The 18,343-nt window shown below is 29.5% G+C and carries 15 protein-coding genes; 10 read left to right on the forward strand and 5 right to left on the reverse strand.

Annotated features, from left to right (window positions below; genetic code table 11):
• Both kdpC and ELQ07_RS04805 read left to right on the forward strand, forming a co-directional pair.
• Complete coding sequence (kdpC, locus tag ELQ07_RS04800) at positions 1-609, forward strand: potassium-transporting ATPase subunit KdpC (protein ID WP_070316954.1); 609 nt, start codon at positions 1-3, stop codon at positions 607-609.
• 2 nt (positions 610-611) lie between these two features.
• Positions 612-2,543, forward strand: coding sequence for a sensor histidine kinase KdpD (locus ELQ07_RS04805; RefSeq protein ID WP_070316955.1), 1,932 nt, complete (start codon positions 612-614; stop codon positions 2,541-2,543).
• On the opposite strand, the gene uvrB is transcribed toward ELQ07_RS04805, so the two are convergent.
• On the reverse strand, positions 2,538-4,511 hold the full coding sequence (gene uvrB, locus ELQ07_RS04810; protein WP_134224809.1) for an excinuclease ABC subunit UvrB: 1,974 nt from the start codon (positions 4,509-4,511) through the stop codon (positions 2,538-2,540). The two genes, ELQ07_RS04805 and uvrB, sit on opposite strands and share 6 nt — an antisense overlap.
• 153 nt (positions 4,512-4,664) lie before the next feature.
• Here uvrB and ELQ07_RS04815 point away from each other — a divergent pair, with 153 nt between their 5' ends.
• The 5 genes from ELQ07_RS04815 to ispG all read left to right on the forward strand — a co-directional run bounded on the left by ELQ07_RS04815 (position 4,665) and on the right by ispG (position 8,535).
• Positions 4,665-4,895 (forward strand): hypothetical protein, encoded by a 231-nt coding sequence (locus tag ELQ07_RS04815; protein ID WP_002852327.1) that lies wholly within the window; start codon positions 4,665-4,667, stop codon positions 4,893-4,895.
• Entirely contained in the window at positions 4,885-5,127 is a 243-nt protein-coding gene (locus ELQ07_RS04820) for a hypothetical protein (RefSeq protein ID WP_002854947.1), read from the forward strand. The genes ELQ07_RS04815 and ELQ07_RS04820 overlap by 11 nt, the downstream gene beginning before the upstream one ends.
• Complete coding sequence (locus tag ELQ07_RS04825) at positions 5,124-5,561, forward strand: prepilin-type N-terminal cleavage/methylation domain-containing protein (RefSeq protein WP_002852324.1); 438 nt, start codon at positions 5,124-5,126, stop codon at positions 5,559-5,561. The genes ELQ07_RS04820 and ELQ07_RS04825 overlap by 4 nt, the downstream gene beginning before the upstream one ends.
• Complete coding sequence (locus tag ELQ07_RS04830; protein WP_134224810.1) at positions 5,543-7,396, forward strand: primosomal protein N'; 1,854 nt, start codon at positions 5,543-5,545, stop codon at positions 7,394-7,396. Before ELQ07_RS04825 ends, ELQ07_RS04830 begins: the two co-directional genes overlap by 19 nt.
• Before the next feature lie 65 nt (positions 7,397-7,461).
• A complete protein-coding gene (gene ispG, locus ELQ07_RS04835; protein ID WP_134224811.1) occupies positions 7,462-8,535 on the forward strand; it encodes a flavodoxin-dependent (E)-4-hydroxy-3-methylbut-2-enyl-diphosphate synthase in 1,074 nt (357 codons plus the stop codon).
• Positions 8,536-8,564: 29 nt separating this feature from the next.
• Here ispG and flgH read toward each other — a convergent pair whose 3' ends face one another.
• Positions 8,565-9,263 carry a flagellar basal body L-ring protein FlgH gene (gene flgH / locus ELQ07_RS04840; RefSeq protein WP_002854917.1) on the reverse strand — a complete coding sequence of 233 codons (699 nt, stop codon included), beginning with the start codon at positions 9,261-9,263 and terminating at the stop codon, positions 8,565-8,567.
• Positions 9,264-9,352: 89 nt separating this feature from the next.
• Between flgH and pta the strand changes: the two genes are divergently transcribed.
• Positions 9,353-10,858, forward strand: a complete 1,506-nt coding sequence (pta, locus tag ELQ07_RS04845; RefSeq protein WP_072238616.1) for a phosphate acetyltransferase — start codon at positions 9,353-9,355, stop codon at positions 10,856-10,858.
• Between the two features lie 13 nt (positions 10,859-10,871).
• Positions 10,872-12,062: an acetate kinase gene (locus tag ELQ07_RS04850; protein ID WP_134224812.1), complete on the forward strand. Its 1,191-nt coding sequence runs from the start codon at positions 10,872-10,874 to the stop codon at positions 12,060-12,062.
• A gap of 27 nt (positions 12,063-12,089) precedes the next feature.
• Here ELQ07_RS04850 and ELQ07_RS04855 read toward each other — a convergent pair whose 3' ends face one another.
• Positions 12,090-15,842: a class I SAM-dependent DNA methyltransferase gene (locus ELQ07_RS04855; protein WP_134224813.1), complete on the reverse strand. Its 3,753-nt coding sequence runs from the start codon at positions 15,840-15,842 to the stop codon at positions 12,090-12,092.
• Between the two features lie 148 nt (positions 15,843-15,990).
• Between ELQ07_RS04855 and ELQ07_RS04860 the strand changes: the two genes are divergently transcribed.
• A complete protein-coding gene (locus ELQ07_RS04860; protein WP_134224814.1) occupies positions 15,991-16,482 on the forward strand; it encodes a hypothetical protein in 492 nt (163 codons plus the stop codon).
• On the opposite strand, the gene ELQ07_RS04865 is transcribed toward ELQ07_RS04860, so the two are convergent.
• Both ELQ07_RS04865 and rsmH read right to left on the reverse strand, forming a co-directional pair.
• Positions 16,470-17,390 carry a hypothetical protein gene (locus tag ELQ07_RS04865; RefSeq protein ID WP_134224815.1) on the reverse strand — a complete coding sequence of 307 codons (921 nt, stop codon included), beginning with the start codon at positions 17,388-17,390 and terminating at the stop codon, positions 16,470-16,472. The genes ELQ07_RS04860 and ELQ07_RS04865 overlap by 13 nt on opposite strands.
• Positions 17,390-18,328: a 16S rRNA (cytosine(1402)-N(4))-methyltransferase RsmH gene (gene rsmH / locus ELQ07_RS04870; RefSeq protein WP_134224816.1), complete on the reverse strand. Its 939-nt coding sequence runs from the start codon at positions 18,326-18,328 to the stop codon at positions 17,390-17,392. The genes ELQ07_RS04865 and rsmH overlap by 1 nt, the downstream gene beginning before the upstream one ends.
• Positions 18,329-18,343 lie beyond the last annotated feature (15 nt).

The raw sequence follows: 18,343 nt of genomic DNA on the forward strand, positions 1-18,343 counted from the left end.
ATGCTTAGAACTTTGCTTAGTTTTTTTGTGGTAATGCTAATATTGTGTACTTTTGTTTATCCTTTTGCTTTAAATACAGTTGCAAAATTTATTTTTCCTTATCAATCAAGTGGAAGTTTAGTGGATAAAGAAGGTCGTCCGACTTTGGATATAAGCAAAGCGGTAGGTTCAAAGCTTTTGGGTCAAGATTTTAATAAGCCTTATTTTCTACATTCAAGAGTATCTGTATCAAATTACAATACAAGTGATACAAATGAAAGCAGTGTAAGTTCAGGTGGATTTAATTATGCTATGTCAAATCCTGCTTTAAAAGAGCGTGTGCAAAAAGATTTGCAAAAATTTTTAGATGAAAATCCGCAAATTACAAAAGAACAAATTCCTTTGGATTTGTTAAGCGCTTCAGGATCAGGACTTGATCCTCATATCAGTCTTCAAGCAGCCCTAGTGCAAATTCCTAGGATAAGTCAATCTTCAAAAATTACCAAAGAAGAACTAGAAAAAATCATTCAAGAAAATACCGAGTCTAAATTTTTAGGGATTTTTGGGGAAGAAAAGGTTAATGTTTTAGCTGTTAATATAGCTATTGCTAAAGCCATGAAAAAAGAATAAACATGCAAAGACAAAGTCCTGAACAAATTCTTAAAAAACTTGAGGTTAAAGCCAAGGAAGAAGAAAAAAACAAACTTGCAAAATTAAAAATCTTCTTAGGTTATGCTGCAGGTTCTGGAAAAACTTATGCTATGTTAAGTGAAGCTAGAACTTTAAGGGATAATGGAGTTGATGTTGTTTTAGGCTATATAGAGCCTCACGATAGACCTGAAACAATGGCTTTAACACAAGGTTTTGAAAGTATAGCTAATCTTGAAATTCCTTATAAAAATATAGTATTAAAAGAATTTGATTTAGACGCTACCCTTAAGAGAAAACCTGCTTTGGTTTTAGTAGATGAGCTTGCACACACTAATGCTAAAGGGTTGCGTAATGAAAAGCGTTTTCAAGATATAGAAGAACTTCTAAAAGCAGGGATTGATGTTTATACTACTTTAAATATACAACATTTAGAAAGTTTAAATGATTTAGTCGCTAATATCAGTAAGATAGAAGTTAAAGAGCGTATTCCTGATCGTATTTTTGATGAGGCTGATCAGGTAGAACTTGTTGATATTGAACCTAATAAGCTTTTAAAAAGAATGCAAGATGGTAAAATTTATAAGGAAAAACAAGCTAAACTAGCACTTGAAAATTTCTTTCGTCAAGAAAGACTTATAGCTTTGCGTGAGATTGCCTTAAGAAGACTTGCTTCAAGAGTGAATTTAAGAGCAAGTGAACAAAGGCTTATTAATGATGATTTAGCTTATCATACTGGAGAGCATATTTTAGTTTGTATTAATGCTTCAAATGCAAAGGTTATTCGTGCAGCTGCAAGACTTGCTTTAGCTTTTCATGCTAAATTGAGTGCGCTTTATATAAAAAATCCCAATATTAAAGAAGAAAAAGCCTTAGAAGAAAATATAGAACTAGCTAAAAGTTTTGATGCTGAAATCATTAGCGTATATGATGATGATATAGCAAGACAAATTGCAGAGTATTCAAGCCTTAGCAATGTTTCTAAAATTGTTTTAGGTAAAAATAAAGATAAAAAAAAGTTTAAAGAAGAGATTTTTGAAGCTGTTGCTAAAAAAGCACCCAATATTGATTTATATCTTGTTAATGAAAATCAAATTTCTACTCCTAAAATACGAAGTAAAAAAGGTTTTGATTTTTTAGGTTTTTTAAAAATCACAGGAGTTTTGCTTTTAGCAACTTTTATAGCTTTTGTATTTCATAAATTTAATACTCAGCCAAGTAATATAGTTATGATTTTTATTTTAGCAGTTTTTGCTTCTTCTTTTATTTCTGATAATAAAATTTTCGCCTTTTATTCTTCTTTGGTAAGTGTTTTGATTTATAATTTTTTCTTTTTAGAACCTATTTTTAGTCTTAAAGTTCATGATAGTGGAAATATTATTACTTTTACAACTATGTTTATAGTTGGATTTTTAACAGCTGTTTTTACTAGAAGATTAAAATTGCAATCTAAAGAACTCACTGAAAGAGCTTATAGAACGGCTATTTTGCTTGAAAATAGTGAAAAGTTAGCAAGAGTGAAAAGCAAACAAGAGCTTTGGGAACAACTTGGAAATCAAGCTTTAAAATTATTAAATTTACCTATTATTATTTATCCTATAAATAAAAACAATATTTTATCGAAACCTTTGTTGTTTTTTAACGATGATAAGCAAATGTTAAAAAATTGTTTTAGTGCTGATGAGATTGCTATTGCTCAATGGGTTGCAACAAATAAAGAAAGAGCAGGTGTTTGTACAAATACCTTGCCTAATGCTAATGCTATGTATTTACCTATAGAAGATGGGGAAAAAACTAAAGGGGTCATAGGTATAGTTTTAAAAGAAAAACGTCCCTTGCAAGACTTTCAGTATGAAATTTTAAGTGCTTTACTTAATGAGGCAGGAGTTAGAACAAGGGATATATTTTTATTATAAATCCCTTAATTTATTAATCTCATCTCTAATAGCAGCAGCTTTTTCAAACTCAAGTGCTTTAGCTGCTTCAAGCATTTGCTTTCTTAATTCTTTGACAATTTTTGCTCTTTCGTTAGCAGGCATTTTTTCTAGTTTTTTACCTTTGCGATAAATTTCGCCTAAATCCTCTTCATTTTTCAAGCTCTCTTCAATATGGCGTTTGACTGAAGTTGGGGTAATATTGTATTTTTTATTATAAGCCATTTGAAGTTTGCGGCGTTCATTGGTGGTATCCATAGCTTCTTGCATGGATTTTGTGATTTTTTTGCAAAAAAGCAAAACCTTACCATTGACATTTCTAGCTGCTCTTCCCATGGTTTGGATTAAACTTGTAGTGCTTCTTAAAAAGCCTTCCTTATCTGCATCCATAATGGCAATGAGTGAAACTTCAGGCAAATCAAGTCCTTCTCTAAGTAAGTTAATGCCAATTAGCATATCAAAAGCACCGCTTCTTAAACCTCTTATGATTTCATTGCGTTCTATAGCATCGATGTCTGAGTGCATGTATTTGACTTTTATACCAAGCTCTAAATAATACCTTGTAAGTTCTTCAGCGAGTTTTTTAGTTAGCACGGTTACTAAAACCCGTTCGTTTCTTTGTATGACTTTTTTAGCCTCATCAAATAAAATTTCAACCTGATTATCACTATCTTTTAATTCTATTAAAGGATCAAGCAGTCCTGTAGGACGCATGATTTGATGAAAGATGTTTTCTTTGCTAAGTTCAAGTTCTAAAGGTGCAGGTGTAGCTGAAACAAAAAGAAATTGACAATTTTTATGGATAAATTCATCAAACATTAAAGGACGGTTATCCAAGGCTGAAGGCAAACGAAAACCATAATCCACCAAGGTTTGTTTTCTGCTTCTATCTCCTGCAAACATACCTCTAAATTGTGGTAAAGATACATGGCTTTCATCGACTATAACAAGAAATTTCCTATCTTTAATCGCAAAATAATCAAAAAGTGTATAAGGAGTATCACCTTCTTTAAGTCCTGTTAAATGCCTTGCATAGTTTTCAACTCCTTTACACATTCCTGTGCTTGTAAGCATCTCAAGATCAAATTCAACTCTTTGTTTAAGGCGTTGATATTCTACGAGTTTATTTTCATGTTCAAAATAAGCAAGGCGTTCGTTAAGTTCTGCTTTGATATCTTTTATCGCTTGTTTTAGTCTTGTTTCGCCCACGCTAAACTGGCTTGTAGGATAGAGTATGAAGCGTTTTAAATCTTTGCCTTTTTTATTTTCTAAAACATTGTAATGATACATAGCATCAAGTTCATCGCCAAAAAATTCAAGTCTTACTACTTCATCTTCATAATAAGCTGGATAAATGTCTATAATATCTCCTTGAACTCTAAAATCTGTACGATCAAAAAAATTATCATTTCTTTTATAACCCATATCTACAAGTTTTTTTAAAAGTTCTTTTTGTGAAATTTGCATACCTAGTTCAAAGATTAAAACCATGCCTATGTATTCATTTGGATTGCCAAGTCCATAATTTGCTGAAACACTAGCTATACAAACCACATCTTCATAACTTAAAAGAGAAGCAGTGGCACTCAGTCTTAAACGCTCTAAGTCTTCATTAGTGGAGCTGTCTTTTTCTATGAAAACATCAGTGCGTGGGATATAGGCTTCAGGTTGATAATAATCATAATAAGATATAAAATATTCCACATGATTTTTAGAAAAAAAGCCTTTAAATTCGCTATAAAGTTGTGCACAAAGGCTTTTGTTGTGACTCATGATAAGGGTAGGTATATTAAGTTCTTTAATGACATTTGCCATGGTAAAGGTTTTTCCACTTCCTGTAACGCCTAGTAAGGTTTGATATTTGTTGCCTTTTTTTATACTTTTTACTATACCTTTTATGGCTTCTTGTTGATCGGGACTGAGTTTAAATTCGCTGGTAAGTTCTAACATTTTTCTACTTTATTTTTATTTTTGAAAAAATTTTAAAAGAAAATGCTTTAATTAAAAATTAATTGACAATAAAAACCTAAATTTAAATTTTTTTCTGCTACAATATCAAATAATATTTTCCATAAATTACAAATTTCTTAAGAAGGCAAAAATATGTTTGATGAAAAAATAATCAATACTATGACAGATAAAGTAAATGAATTAATTGAAAAGTATAACGAAGTTTGCGAAGCCAATGAGGCTTTAAGAAATGAGCTTGTAAGTGTGAAAGCACAAAATGAAGCAAAAAGTAATCAAATCATGCGTTTAGAAGAAGAACTTAAATCTCGCAATATAGAAAGCGAAGATATTTATAAGAAAATAGAGGCTGTTCTTGGCAGATAATCTAAAACAAGTTATTGTTAATGTCAATGCAAAAGATTTCATTGTTAAGTGCAGTGAAGAATTTGCAAATTTTTTAGAAGATGATATCGCTTTAATTTCTGGCGGTACTAAAAAAATAGAACTTAAACGCTTTGTAGATGCGTTTGTTAAAAAAAGTTATGAAAATTATATTTTAGAAAGAGAACTTAAGAAACTAATAAAAGCAATCAATGAAGAACTCCCGACAAAATGAATAAAGCTTTTACTTTGCTTGAGCTTGTTTTTGTGATTTTGATTTTGGGAATTTTATCAAGCTTATCTTTATCTTTTATCAATACTACAAAAGATGAGGTTAAAATTTTAAAATTAAAAATGGACTATGAAATGCTAAGCTCAGCTCTTGCTTTAATGCGTAGTCAAATGAGACTTAAAAATTTAAATTTTCCAGAAATTTTAGATAATGCACAAAACAATCAAGCCAAAGAAAAACTCTTTTATTGTTTAAATGATTGTGATTATTCTTTGCTTGATACACCTATTTATTCTGATTTTAAATCTTGGATAAAAATAGGTAAAAATCACTATAGATTTGCATTAAATGCCAAAGAGATGGTTGAATTTATTTATGATTCTAAAGAAGGTTTGTTAAAGTGTATAGGAAGTTCTAGATGCAAAGATCTGATATAAGATATTATGAGCTTGCAATTTGTGGTTTGTATTTGGATAATTTAACTTTTCATAGTTTTGATGAAATCAAACCTTTAACACAAGTATTAGTGGATTTAAAAACTAAAAAAAACCTTAAAGCTATCGTGCTTAAAGAATGTCAAAAACCTGATTTTAAAACCGTAGAAATTAAAGAAATTACAGGGTATTTTCTAACTCCTTTGCAGTTTGAATTGGTAAATTTTATTGTTTATTATTATGCTTCAAAACTTGGTTTTGTTTTGGGTTTTTTTGAAACTAGTCCTAAGTATAAATGTCACAAAATGTTTTTTAAAGATACCCCTAAGCTAAGCAATCAACAACAAAATGCCTTAAGTTTTCTTCAAAAAGAAAATAATTCCTTGCTTTTTGCTGATACAGGTAGTGGCAAGACTGAAATTTATATTTCTTTGATAAAAGAGTGTTTAGAACAGGGTAAACAAGCTTTACTTTTGATGCCAGAAATCGCACTCACTCCACAAATGCAAAAGCGTTTGGAAGTGTATTTTAAGGATAATTTTTTCCTGTGGCATTCTAAAATTTCAAAGAAAAAAAAGCAAGAATATTTAGAGCGTTTTTGCAAGGGAGAAGTGCTTTTAGTAGCGGGTGCAAGATCGGCTTTGTTTTTGCCTTTTAGAAATTTAGGACTTATTGTAGTAGATGAAGAACACGATAATTCTTATAAGGCTTCTAATCAGCCTTTTATCAATGCAAGAGATTTAGCACTTTTTTTGGGTCAAAAAAATAATATTAAAGTGGTTTTAGGTTCTGCAACTCCATCTTTAACGAGCTTTTATAAACAAAAAAGTTTTAGACTAAAAGGAACTTTTTTTGACAGTAAAAAACATTTTTTATATGATGAAAATGAGCTTGGTATAACACCTATGCTTTTAAGCGAATTAGAAAAAAGTTTAAAACATCAAAAACAAGCTATAGTGTTTTTACCTACAAGGGCTAATTTTAGACAAATCATTTGCAAGGATTGTGGGGAAACGATAAAATGTCCTTTTTGTTCTATCGCTATGAGTATGCATAAAAAGAAAAATGTTTTAAAATGTCATTATTGTAATTATACTTCTTTGATAGAGCAAAATTGTCCAAGTTGTAAAGGAGAAATGTTAGAAGCTAGAAAAATGGGGACTGCTGAACTTTTAGAGCTTTTGCAAAATGCTTTGCCTTTAGCAAAAATAGTAAAATTTGATAGCGATGAAATCACAAGCGTTAAAAGGCTTAATACTATTTTAAAAGACTTTAATGAAAATAAGATCGATATACTTATTGGCACCTCTATGCTTGCTAAAGGGCATGATTATCATAGTGTGGATTTGAGTGTGATTTTAGGGCTTGATGAGTATTTGTTTCGTCCTAGTTTTAGAGCGAGTGAAGAAACTTTAGCTTTAGCTATGCAAGTTGCTGGTAGGGCAGGGCGTAAAGGTGAAGCAAGAGTGCTTTTACAAACAAAAAATAGAGCTTTTTTTGAAAGGTATATAGAAGATTATGATGCTTTTTTAAAAGATGAGTTAGAAAATAGAAAAGATCTTTACCCTCCATTTAAACGCCTTTTAAGAGTTCTTATAGAAGATAAAGATCAAAAAAATGCACAAAAACTTTGTGAAAAATTTGCCTTTCAATTTAAAAATATCAAACAGGTAGAATTGGTGGGCTATGGAATTTGTGGAGTTGAAATGCTGCATGGAAAATATCGTTTTTATTTATTGCTTAGAAGTGAAAATCACAAAGCTTTAGTGGCAATTGAAAATTATATTTTGCAATTTAAAAATGTAAGTGCGGATATTGATCCAATTGATTTCATATGAAATTATAAAAAACAAAGCAATAAAAAGTTAAAATTTGATATTAAAATTTTTCAAAGAGTGAAGTTATGGAGTATAAAAGATTTAAAACCAGACAAATCAAAGTAGGAGATGTTTTAATAGGCGGTGATGCACCCATTTCAGTTCAATCTATGCTTTTTACTAAAACAAGAGATATAGAAGGTTCTTTAGAACAAATTAATCGTCTTTATTTTGCAGGAGCAAATATAGTGCGTTTGGCATGCTTGGATATGGCTGATGCAAGGGCTTTAAAAGAAATTAAAGCTAAAAGTCCTTTGCCTTTAATCGTAGATATTCATTTTAATCATAATTTGGCTGTATATTGTGCTGAATTTATCGATGGAGTGCGTATAAATCCTGGCAATATAGGCTCTAAAGAAAATATCAAAGAAGTGGTAAAAGCATGTAAGGAACGGGGTATCCCTATACGCATCGGTGTAAATCACGGCTCCATAGAAAAACAATTTAGCGATAAATTTGGCTATGGTGTTGATGCTATGCTAGAAAGTGCGATGTATAATATCAAGCTTTTAGAGGATTTAGACTTTTTTGATATTAAAATTTCCATGAAGACTTCAGATGCTCAAAAAACTATAGAAGCTTATGAGAGATTAAGACCGCTTTGTGATTATCCTTTTCACTTAGGGGTAACTGAAGCGGGAACTAAATTTCATAGCACTGTAAAAAGTTCTATAGCTTTAGGAAATTTGCTTCTTAAAGGTATAGGCGATACCATGCGTGTTTCTATGACGGGCGAGCTTGAAGAAGAAATTCGTGTAGCAAGAGCGATTTTGCAAGATAGTGGAGTGCAAAAAAGCGGAGTAAATATCATTTCATGTCCAACTTGCGGCAGGATTCAAAGTGATTTGTTAAGTGCAATTAAAATCGTAGAAGAAAAAACCAAGCATATAAAAGAACCTTTAAATATCAGTGTCATGGGTTGTGTGGTAAATGCTTTAGGTGAGGCTAAGGGGGCTGATGTGGCTATAGCCTTTGGGAAAAATCAAGGACTTGTCATAAGACATGGTGAAGTTGTAGCTAAATTAAAAGAAAGTGAACTTGTAGATAGATTTTTAGCTGAAGTTGAAGATGAGGTTAAAAGTAGGACTGTAAAAGAATAAAAGCCAAGAAGCAAGGTTTAACCTTGCTTTTAGAATGGCCATATCGCTTCTATAACTTTGCTACCCCAAGGTTTTCTTGTGCTTCTATCCACTTCACCTTCTGTTTTATAAAGAATTTTAGCATCTGCTATATATTTACTATCTATAGTATTGTCTTGACCGATGTCATAAGGACGAATAACACCGCTTAATTGTATGATTTGTTTCTCTCCGTTGATTAAAAGCTCTCTTGAGCCTTCGATAAAATAATTACCATTTGATAAAATTTTAATTACACGCGTTGAAATTGTAGTATTGAAACTTTCATTTCTGCTTTGCGAACCTGTTCCTGTGTAGTTGTTTGAACTATTGGTTTGAAAGCCTATATTAGAATAAGCATTGACTTTATTAAGAGCATTAGCTACCACTCCTGAACTTCCTGTTAAAGCACCTCCGCCTAAATTTGAGGTATTAGTTCTACTTGTTGCTTTATTGGCTTGTGTGCTTTGAGTGGTACTTTCTTGTATAACAACTGTAACTAAATCATTTACATTCATAGCTTTTTTATCTGAAAATAAAGGATTATCCCCTTTGCCAAAAAGCGATCCTGGTGCACTTTCTATATTATTACTTTGTTTTGGTGCAAGTTCTTCTACATAAGCAGGTGGTTTCATTGAAATTTGCGGATCAACCGTTGCAGAACAACCAAAAAATGCAAACGGTAACACATAAAATAAAACTTTTTTCATTTTCGTCCTTTAAAATATGAATTTTTATTTTTCTTTGTTAAAATTAGAAAAAGCAAAGAGTGTTCCACATTTATAAATTCAAGGAGAAAATGATGGCAAATCTTTATTTGATGAGATCTAGAAGTGATGAGTTAAATACTATTATTAGTACAAATTTGCTTAAAAATTATAGCAAAATTTACAAAAATATCGCAATTTATTGCCCTGTAATATACATACATCGCGTCCCTGTTTTGCAAGGTTGGTTGGAAGAATTTAATATCAATCAAACTGTAAAAAGCGCTTATGGTTTTACCTTTAGAGAGGCAATGGAGGAATTTAGCAAAGATCCTCATAATTTTTTTAATGTTATTTTAGAAGAATACGAAGAGTTAAAACGCAAATACGATTTTGTGCTTGTAAATAGCTTTTGCGAATTTGGAATACTTGATGGATTTGATCTTAGTATAAAATTGGCTAAAAATCTTAATACCCCTATCGCTGCTATTATTAACGATGAAGATAAACTTATAGCTCAAAAATATTTCGATCATGCCCTAGATGGTCGTAATTATGTTTTGATTAATGAAAATTTTAATTTTGAAGAAGTGCAAAAGCTTGAAGAGTATGATTTTATAACTCCGCATCGTTTTAAATATGAGTTGATTAAACAAAGCGTAAAAAATAAAAAAACTGTTGTTTTGCCAGAAAGTAATGATGAGAGAATTTTAAAAGCTGCTGAAATTTTATTAAAAAGTAAAGTTGTTGATCTTATTTTATTGGGTGATGAGGAAAAAATCAAACAAGATGCTGCTAGATTAAGTCTTGATTTAAGTACTATACAAATTATGAATCCGCTCAATTCAGAATATAATCAAGAATTTACTTCCATTCTTTACGAGGCAAGAAAATCTAAAGGAATGAGTTTAGAAGAGGCTAAGATGCTAGTTCAGGATAAAACTTATTTTGGAACTTTGCTTATACATACTGGAAAAGCTGATGCTATGGTTAGTGGAGCATCAACTACTACGGCTGAAACGATTCGCCCTGCATTGCAGCTTATTAAAACCAAAGAAGGTATTAGTTCTGTTTCGGGAATTTTCTTTATGGGGCTTGAAGATCAAGTTTTAGCTTTTGCTGATTGTGCTGTAAACCCAAGTCCAACTGCTGAACAGCTTGCAACTAGTGCTTATGTAAGTGCTATGACTGCTAAATCTTTTGGACTTGAACCAAGAATAGCTTTGCTTTCTTATTCTAGTGGTGATAGCGGTAAGGGAGAAAGCGTAGATCTTGTAAAAGAAGCATTAAAGATTGCTAAAGAAAAATACCCTGAGTTAAATATAGATGGTCCTATGCAGTTTGATTGCGCTTATGATCCAAAGACTGCAGCAAAGAAAATGCCAAATTCTAAGATAGCAGGCCATGCAAATGTATATATTTTTCCTGATCTTAATGCAGCAAATATTTGTTACAAAGCAGTTCAAAGAACTGCTAATGCTTTAGCAATCGGTCCTATTTTGCAAGGTCTTAAAAAACCTGTTAATGATTTAAGTCGTGGATGTTTGGTAGATGATATTGTAGATACTGTTATTTTAAGTGCTATACAAGCTCAATAGAAAGGAATAATAAATGAAAATTTTAGTTTTAAATTCGGGTTCTTCATCGATTAAATTTAAATTTTTTGATAATAAAGTCGTTAAAGCGAGTGGCTTAGTAGAGAAAATCGGAGAGCAAAATTCAAAAGTTATATTAAAAAATGTTTTAAATAATGAAAGTTTTGAAAGAGAATTAACGATAAATAATCACGAAGAAGGACTTAGTATAGTCAACGAGCTTTTTAAAGAATCAGGAATTTTAGCAGATTTAAATGCTCTTGATGGCTGTGGTCATCGTATAGTTCACGGGGGAAGAAATTTAAGTGAGCATTGTTTAGTAGATGACTATGTTCTTAAAGAGATAGATAGGGTTAGTATTTTTGCTCCTTTGCATAATCCTGCCCATTTAGCAGGTATAAAAACAATGATTAAAGCTGCACCTAGTGTTGCAAATGTGGCTATTTTCGATACAGCTTTTCATCGCACTATGCCTGATTTTGCTTATATGTATGCTTTGCCTTATGATTTTTATGATAAGCATAATATTAGAAGATATGGTTTTCATGGGACTTCTCATGCTTTTGTCAGTTCTAGAGCGGCAAGTTTGCTTGAAAAAGATAAAAGTGAACTAAATGTTATCTCCGCTCATCTTGGAAATGGTGCAAGTGTATGTGCCATAGAAAAAGGTAAGAGTGTAGATACTTCTATGGGATTTACTCCGCTTGAAGGACTTATTATGGGAACGCGTTGTGGAGATTTAGATCCTGCTATTTTACCTTTTATTAGTCATCTTAAGGGTTTAACTATAGAAGAAATAGATACACTGATGAATAAAAAAAGTGGAGTATATGGAATTTGCGGTTATAATGATTTTAGAGATATAGAAAGAGAGATAGAACAAGGTAATGATAAAGCACGCTTGGCTCTTGATATGTTTTGTTATCGTCTTGTTAAATATATAGGATCCTACTTTGCTGTGTTGCCAAAAACCGATGCTATTATTTTTACAGGTGGCATAGGAGAAAATGATAGTTTGGTTCGACAAAAAGTATGTGAGAGATTAGCTCATCTTGGTATCGAGTTAGATTTTGAACTTAACAAACAAAGGATTTCGGGCGAAAGAATGATAAATCATGCAAATTCTAAAGTTAAGGTGCTTGTTATTCCTACAGATGAAGAATTAGAAATCGCTAGAATCACAGAAGAACTTATCGGTAAAAATTAAATTTTAAAAACTATATAAATCTTTCATTTATATAGTTTTTAGCAAGGTTATATATTCACTTTGCTTTTCATTTAAAACTTTAAAAGTGCTTATCATGTAAGAAAATTCATCATCACTTAAATCATAAAGTTCTTTAACTAATAAATCATTTTTTGCTCTTAAGATATTATAAGCCTTTTTAGTTTTTGGAATTTCTTCATTTTTTATATTAAATTCTTGTTTTAGCTCATCAAAATGATGATTTTGATCATTATAAAGCTGTAATAGCAAAGCATTTTTAGCGAGGGTTTTATAAATTTCATTGTTTTGAATTTCTTCATCACTTGGTTGAGGCAGAGGAATTCTTTCTAGGTAAGTTTTATTTACATTGATTTGCACCATATTTCTTATGATAAAATCAACCACTAAAGAATTTAACAAAGCCAAAACAAATAAAATCTTTTCATAAGGCGCTATATCCATGCAAATTTCATCATCTTTTAAAATATATAGTTTTGGAATATTAGAATAAATACTATTTCCACACCCACAATTTTTTGGCAATAAAGAAGCTATCAAAGTTCTTTCGTTAGTGTCACTTGCAACAGCTCTATATCCAAGTCTAAAAAATTCTCTATCGTATTTTATCAATTTAGGATTTAATTCTTTTTGTGTAGCTTTTTTAGCTCTTGAAAGTTCTTTGCTTTTTAAACGCTCATCAAATTTAGACTTTTCTAAAAAATAAGTAGTTTGGCTAAAATTTGCATCAAATTGATGTATTATTTTACCTTCATATAAGGGTAAAAGTCCTTCCCTAAACTCTTCTATAAACAAATCTTTATCATTTGTCATATCAAGTTCTCTTCTAAAATCTATATAATCAAAAGATAAGTTTTGAAAAGCATTGTAGCATTTTCTTAGAATTTCTAAAGCCTGTTTGTCTTTTAACTCCATTAAGGCTAGGTGAGTTGGGCTTAGCTTTTTGATATCTTCTAAATTTAGAGTTAAAATTTCATCTTTGTTTTTTAGTGAGTTTATATCTGTTTTATAAAACATCGTTTTGATTTGATGAGTGTGATTTGCTTGTGTGTTTTTTACTTGCATAAGAGCAAATTTATACCTTGAATCCACATCAGCAAATATAGCTTGTCTATTTTCAAAACTATAAAAATATTCTAAAGTTTTATTTTCTAAAATTTCTTTTCTTAAAGTTAAGCTTCCATCTTCAAACATCAAAGCACTAGGTAAAACATAAGCTAAATTTCCATCTTGTTTTAAAAGAGAAAGATTTTTTTCTACAAAAAGACGAAATAAATTTCCATCTCCACTGCCTTTGTTTAAAGGATAGGCTTTTTTATAATACTCGCTTAAATCATTTATATATGCTTTTTGTTTTTCGTAATTTTGCTTTATATAATCTTTAGCCAGCAAATTTGCTTGAATTTCTTTTTTCTTGCTAGCGATTAAGCTTCTATAATCGCTTTTATATTGTGGAAAGAAATCATCATCACTAAATTTAGTTTTATCCCAAGGTGGATTACCTATGATGATATCAAAGCCTTTAAAGACTTGATTTTCTATGATTTCAGGAAATTCTAACTCATAGTTAAAGAAATTAAATTCTTTTTGATATTTGCTAATGATGTTTTTTGCTTGTTCATTTTGGCTTAAATTTTGTATATCATCTTGACTTAGGGCTTTTAGAATTTGTAATTCTTCTTTGTTGACAAAATGAAGCGTGTTGATATAATTTAGATATAAATTTAGTTTATCAAGTTTTGGTGTGATTTCATTTTGATAGATTTGTTTAGATTGTTTGATTTGTTCTTCGTTGGTATCTTTTAGATTATCAAGTTTTTCAAATACTTCTTGTAAAATTTCAAATTCTTGTGTTATGGAATTTGTAAAAAGGTTGCTTGAGTTTTGTTTTATCAAATCTTTAAAATCACTTAGATTAGAATTTATCAAGGCATTGCCGCACTTTATGTGGTGTTCTATAAAAGAAAGTGGGGTTCCAAAGATAAAACTATCTATCCAAAGGCTAAGTTTAGTAAGCTCTATGCTAAAAGGGTTTAAATCCACCCCATAAATAATGCGTTTTAGTAAAAGTCGTTTTAAAATATCACTCTCATCTACTTCATAGTCTTGCACAAAATCTTTTATATAGTTTAAAATATTTTCTTTTTCTTCTTCGTAAAGTTCTTTTAAATTTGTAAAATGATCAAAATCTGATAAAACAATGTGTGTAATAGCATTTAAAACTCCAACTAAAAAATGTCCACTACCGCAAGCATTGTCTAGTATTTTAAATTTCAAAATATTTTCATTGTTTAGTTTGTCTTTTAAAGCACTTTGGATTAAAAAATTAGCTATGGATTGAGGTGTGTAAAAGCTTGCGCTTGCTTTTCTTGAGTTGCTAGTATTTTTAAGGTAAATTTGCCCTTTTTTGTAAAAGGTGTATTTTTCTACTTTTTTTGATTTTTCTAAAATTTTAAAATCATAATTATCAAAATAACATTCTATTTCTTTTGATTTTTCTTTATAGCTTACATAGTAAATATCTTCATTTGCTATTTCAAAAAAATAAGAAAGCAAGCCTTCATAAATCGTTCCTAAATGTTCTACACTTAAAGTTTTGTAATCTCTTTTAAAGCTTAGATTTTTATCTTTAAAATTTAATAATTGGTTTAAAATGAATTTTAAATCTTTATCGTTAAAGATTTTTGGCGTGCTTAAAAGAGCGGTTTTGCTCTCATCAAACAAACCGCCATTAAAAACAGGCATGTCAAAATTTCCCTTGCCTTTGTTGTAAATGTTGAAAATATTTTCAAGTTCTCCAAAACCACCACTTGAGCTTTCATCTTCTTGTAAATTTTCAAGTAAGGTTCTAAGACTGATTTTACTTTTAAAATACTTATGTTTTTCTAGTATAATTTCAAATTTATCTTCAAAATAAGCAATAAATAAAAGCCTAAAGATAAAATATAAAGAATTTTCATAGATTAGTTTTAAATCCGCCTTTGTTTTATTGTAAATTCTAGAGCCTATGAATTCAAATAAAGATTCATTTCCATTGGTTCCATAAATGATAGATTTTAAATCATCTTCTATTTTGATTTTTGAAAGTTTATTGTTTTGTAGAGTTATTTCTAAATGATCTTCTTTTTCTGTGAAATTAAAAGCGCTAAATACGCTATAAAAATACGCAAAAGCTTCAATATTTTGATCTTCAATGATTTTTTCTAGATTGATTTCGTAAAAAACTTTGTTTGAATTCAGTATAGAATTGTCATAAAAACGCCAAAATCTACCATTGGTTAAAAAACCATAATTTTTCTTAAGATTACCTAGATATCTTAGAATTTGAAAGTGTGGGTTGTCTTTTACTTTTTTATTGTCTATTTCTATATTATAAGCTTTTGACTCTAAAATGATTGTGAAATCATTGCTTGATTTTTTTGTTTCTTTGTCTAAATTTTCGTATTTTGATTTTAATTTGTCATTGCTAAAAAGTAGAAAATCGGGTTTTTCTACTTTTCCTTGTATGATTTTTTCATCCTGTCTTACAAAGTACCACCCTAAAATTTCTAATACTTTTGATATAAATTCATCTTCAAATTGATGTTCATTTTGTTTTGTAAATTTGTTTTTGTCGTAAATTTTTGTAATTTTAGTTAAAATATCTTTAAAGGCTTTTTGATTTGCGTTAAAATTGTAAATGTTAGGAAAGTCAATTTCTAAAGAATAGCTTGTAAAAAGATTATTGTTGAGGTATTTTTTAAGTTCTTGATAGTAATTCATGGCTTTCTTTCTAAAGTATTTTTAAAAATTTGACATTTTAAATTATATCTAAAAAATTTAAAGACTTGTGCTTATTTATGAAAATGATTTTTTAGTTGGAATTAATTTTCTTTGGATAAAATTTTAATTAAAAAATAAAGCATGGATTATGAAAAAATTTAAAGAATTTAGCCTTCGTTTTTTATTTAAAGTATCAGAACAACCTGTTCTTATAAAAGATTTATTAGAAGCAAATGCACTTTTTAATGACGGTATGCTTGTAGATCCCTCTAAGCTAAATTTTAATTTCAAAATTCTAAATTCTTATATTTATTATGGTGTTTTTTGTGCTGTGGTTTTGTTGCCATTGCTTTTAATTACTCATTATTTTTTAACAAAACTTGACTTTCATATAAGCATAGTGAGTGCTGTTATGGTTACTGCTTGTGTATTTATAGGATATGATATTTTTAAAGTTTATACTCGCAAAATAATCTCAAAAAAAATAATACAAAAAGCCTGGGCTTTGCATTTTCCTTATTTTACTTATGAAAAATACTCTATAATGGCAGGTGAAATTTATAAGGAAGCCTTAAAAGAAGAAATTCCAAAAGCAAATTTAGAGCAGTATGTTTTAGATAAAATTATTCATTCTAAATAATCTAAAATTTGATTTTGGAATCGCATATTTTCAAGCCTTCTTTTTAAATCTTTATTTTCTTCGTTTAAAACGCTTTCTTCTGTTCTTAATGTAGCAATTTCTCTACTAAGATAATAAATTTGATTTCTAATATAAATTTGTGGAGCAAATAAAAATAACGCAAAACTAACAAGCAAAGCCGCAAAAAGAAGATGATTGAAATTTAGGTTTCTATCTTCTTTGGTGGCATTAGAGAAGCCTTCTAGTAAAACATTTTTTGCTTTTTGAGTATCTTCATCATTTTGTTGTTTTTCTTGAGCTTGATTAGGTGGTTTTGGAAGTTCTTGTTTATTTTCTTGTGGTGTTATCTTTTTTTGTAAATTTTCCAAACTTTGTTTAATATTGGGTTGTTTTTCTATAGTTTGAGAAATTTGTATCTTGGGCTCAGTTTTTTGAATTTTTTCTATAGATTTTATGGATTCTTTTTTTTCTTTTTTATCTTGGATAGGATTTTGATCATTTTTTGTTTGAATTTTTGGTTTGGTTTGAATATTTTTTATCTCGTTTATTTTTTTTCTTCCAAACGAAAAAATCTTTTTAGTTTTTTTATTTTCTTCTTTTTTTCTTTCTTTCATTTTGGAAAAAATTTTTTTAGCAAGAGATTGCTTTTCTTCTAATTTAACATTGATCAGATCTTCTTTTAAATATATATTTGATTTTTTAGTATGTTTTGACTCATACTCTTCATCGAGTTCTTCTAAGAATTTATTAGGAGTCTTTTTTTTAAAACGACGTCTTAAAATATCATCGCTAGAAATTTCATCTCTTAAATCATCATCAAGCGGTTTGCCTTGATTTATGGCACGAGAAAATTTCAGCATTTTTTGGCGTATGTTTTGGCGTTCTTTTATAAAATCATCTTCTAGCATTATTTATTATCCAAATTATTAAAATAAAAAGCCCGCATTTTAGCACAACTAGAGCGAGAATTTTTTAAAAGTTCTTCCTTGCTTACGCTTATAGCTTTTTTGGTTATTATTTGCCCTAGGCTATGGTTATTTCCACATTCGCAACGCATTATTTTTTCATCACAAATGCAGTTTTTTGACCATTTTTTGAAAAAATTTTTTACTATTCTATCTTCCAAAGAATGAAAACTAATGATTGCTAAAATGCAATTTTTTGGTTTTAAATTTTCTAAATGCCCAAGAAAATCTTTAAGCACTTTAAGTTCTTGATTTACTTCTATTCTAATGGCTTGAAATGTTAAAGTAGCTTTGGAAATTTTTCTATGATTTTGTTTGCCTTTTCCTATGATTTGATAAAGTTCCTTGGCACTTTTGATTGGATTTTTACTTCTTTCTAAGCAAATTTTTTCAGCAATAAAATGTGCATCGTGTAATTCTCCATATTCTTTAAAAATGGAAATTAATTGCTCTTTTGTATAAGTATTAATAATCTCATAAGCCGATATTTTGGAGTTTTGATTCATTCTCATATCCAAAAAGTCAGAATTTACGCTAAAACCTCTTTCGTTATTATCAAGTTGAAATGAAGAAACTCCAATATCTGCTAAAATACCTCTTAATTCTTCTTTGTGTGAAATTTTTTCTAAAACTTCACTAAAATTACTTTGTATAAAAGTTATCCTATTATGAAAATCTTTAAGACGTTTTTTAGAAAATTCTAAAGCTTGTTGATCTTGATCACAAGCAATGAATTTAAGATCAGGATGATTTTTAAGCAAAGCTTCACTATGTCCGCCAAATCCTAAAGTGCAGTCTAAAAAATAACCTGTTTTAAGATTTTTAAAAATCTCTTGAACTTCATTAAGTAAAACTGGGATATGAGGAATTTCCAAAATCAATCCTAATAAATTTTT

The sequence above is a fragment of the Campylobacter sp. US55 genome, from assembly GCF_004378955.1.
Taxonomy (GTDB): Bacteria; Campylobacterota; Campylobacteria; order Campylobacterales; family Campylobacteraceae; genus Campylobacter_D; species Campylobacter_D jejuni.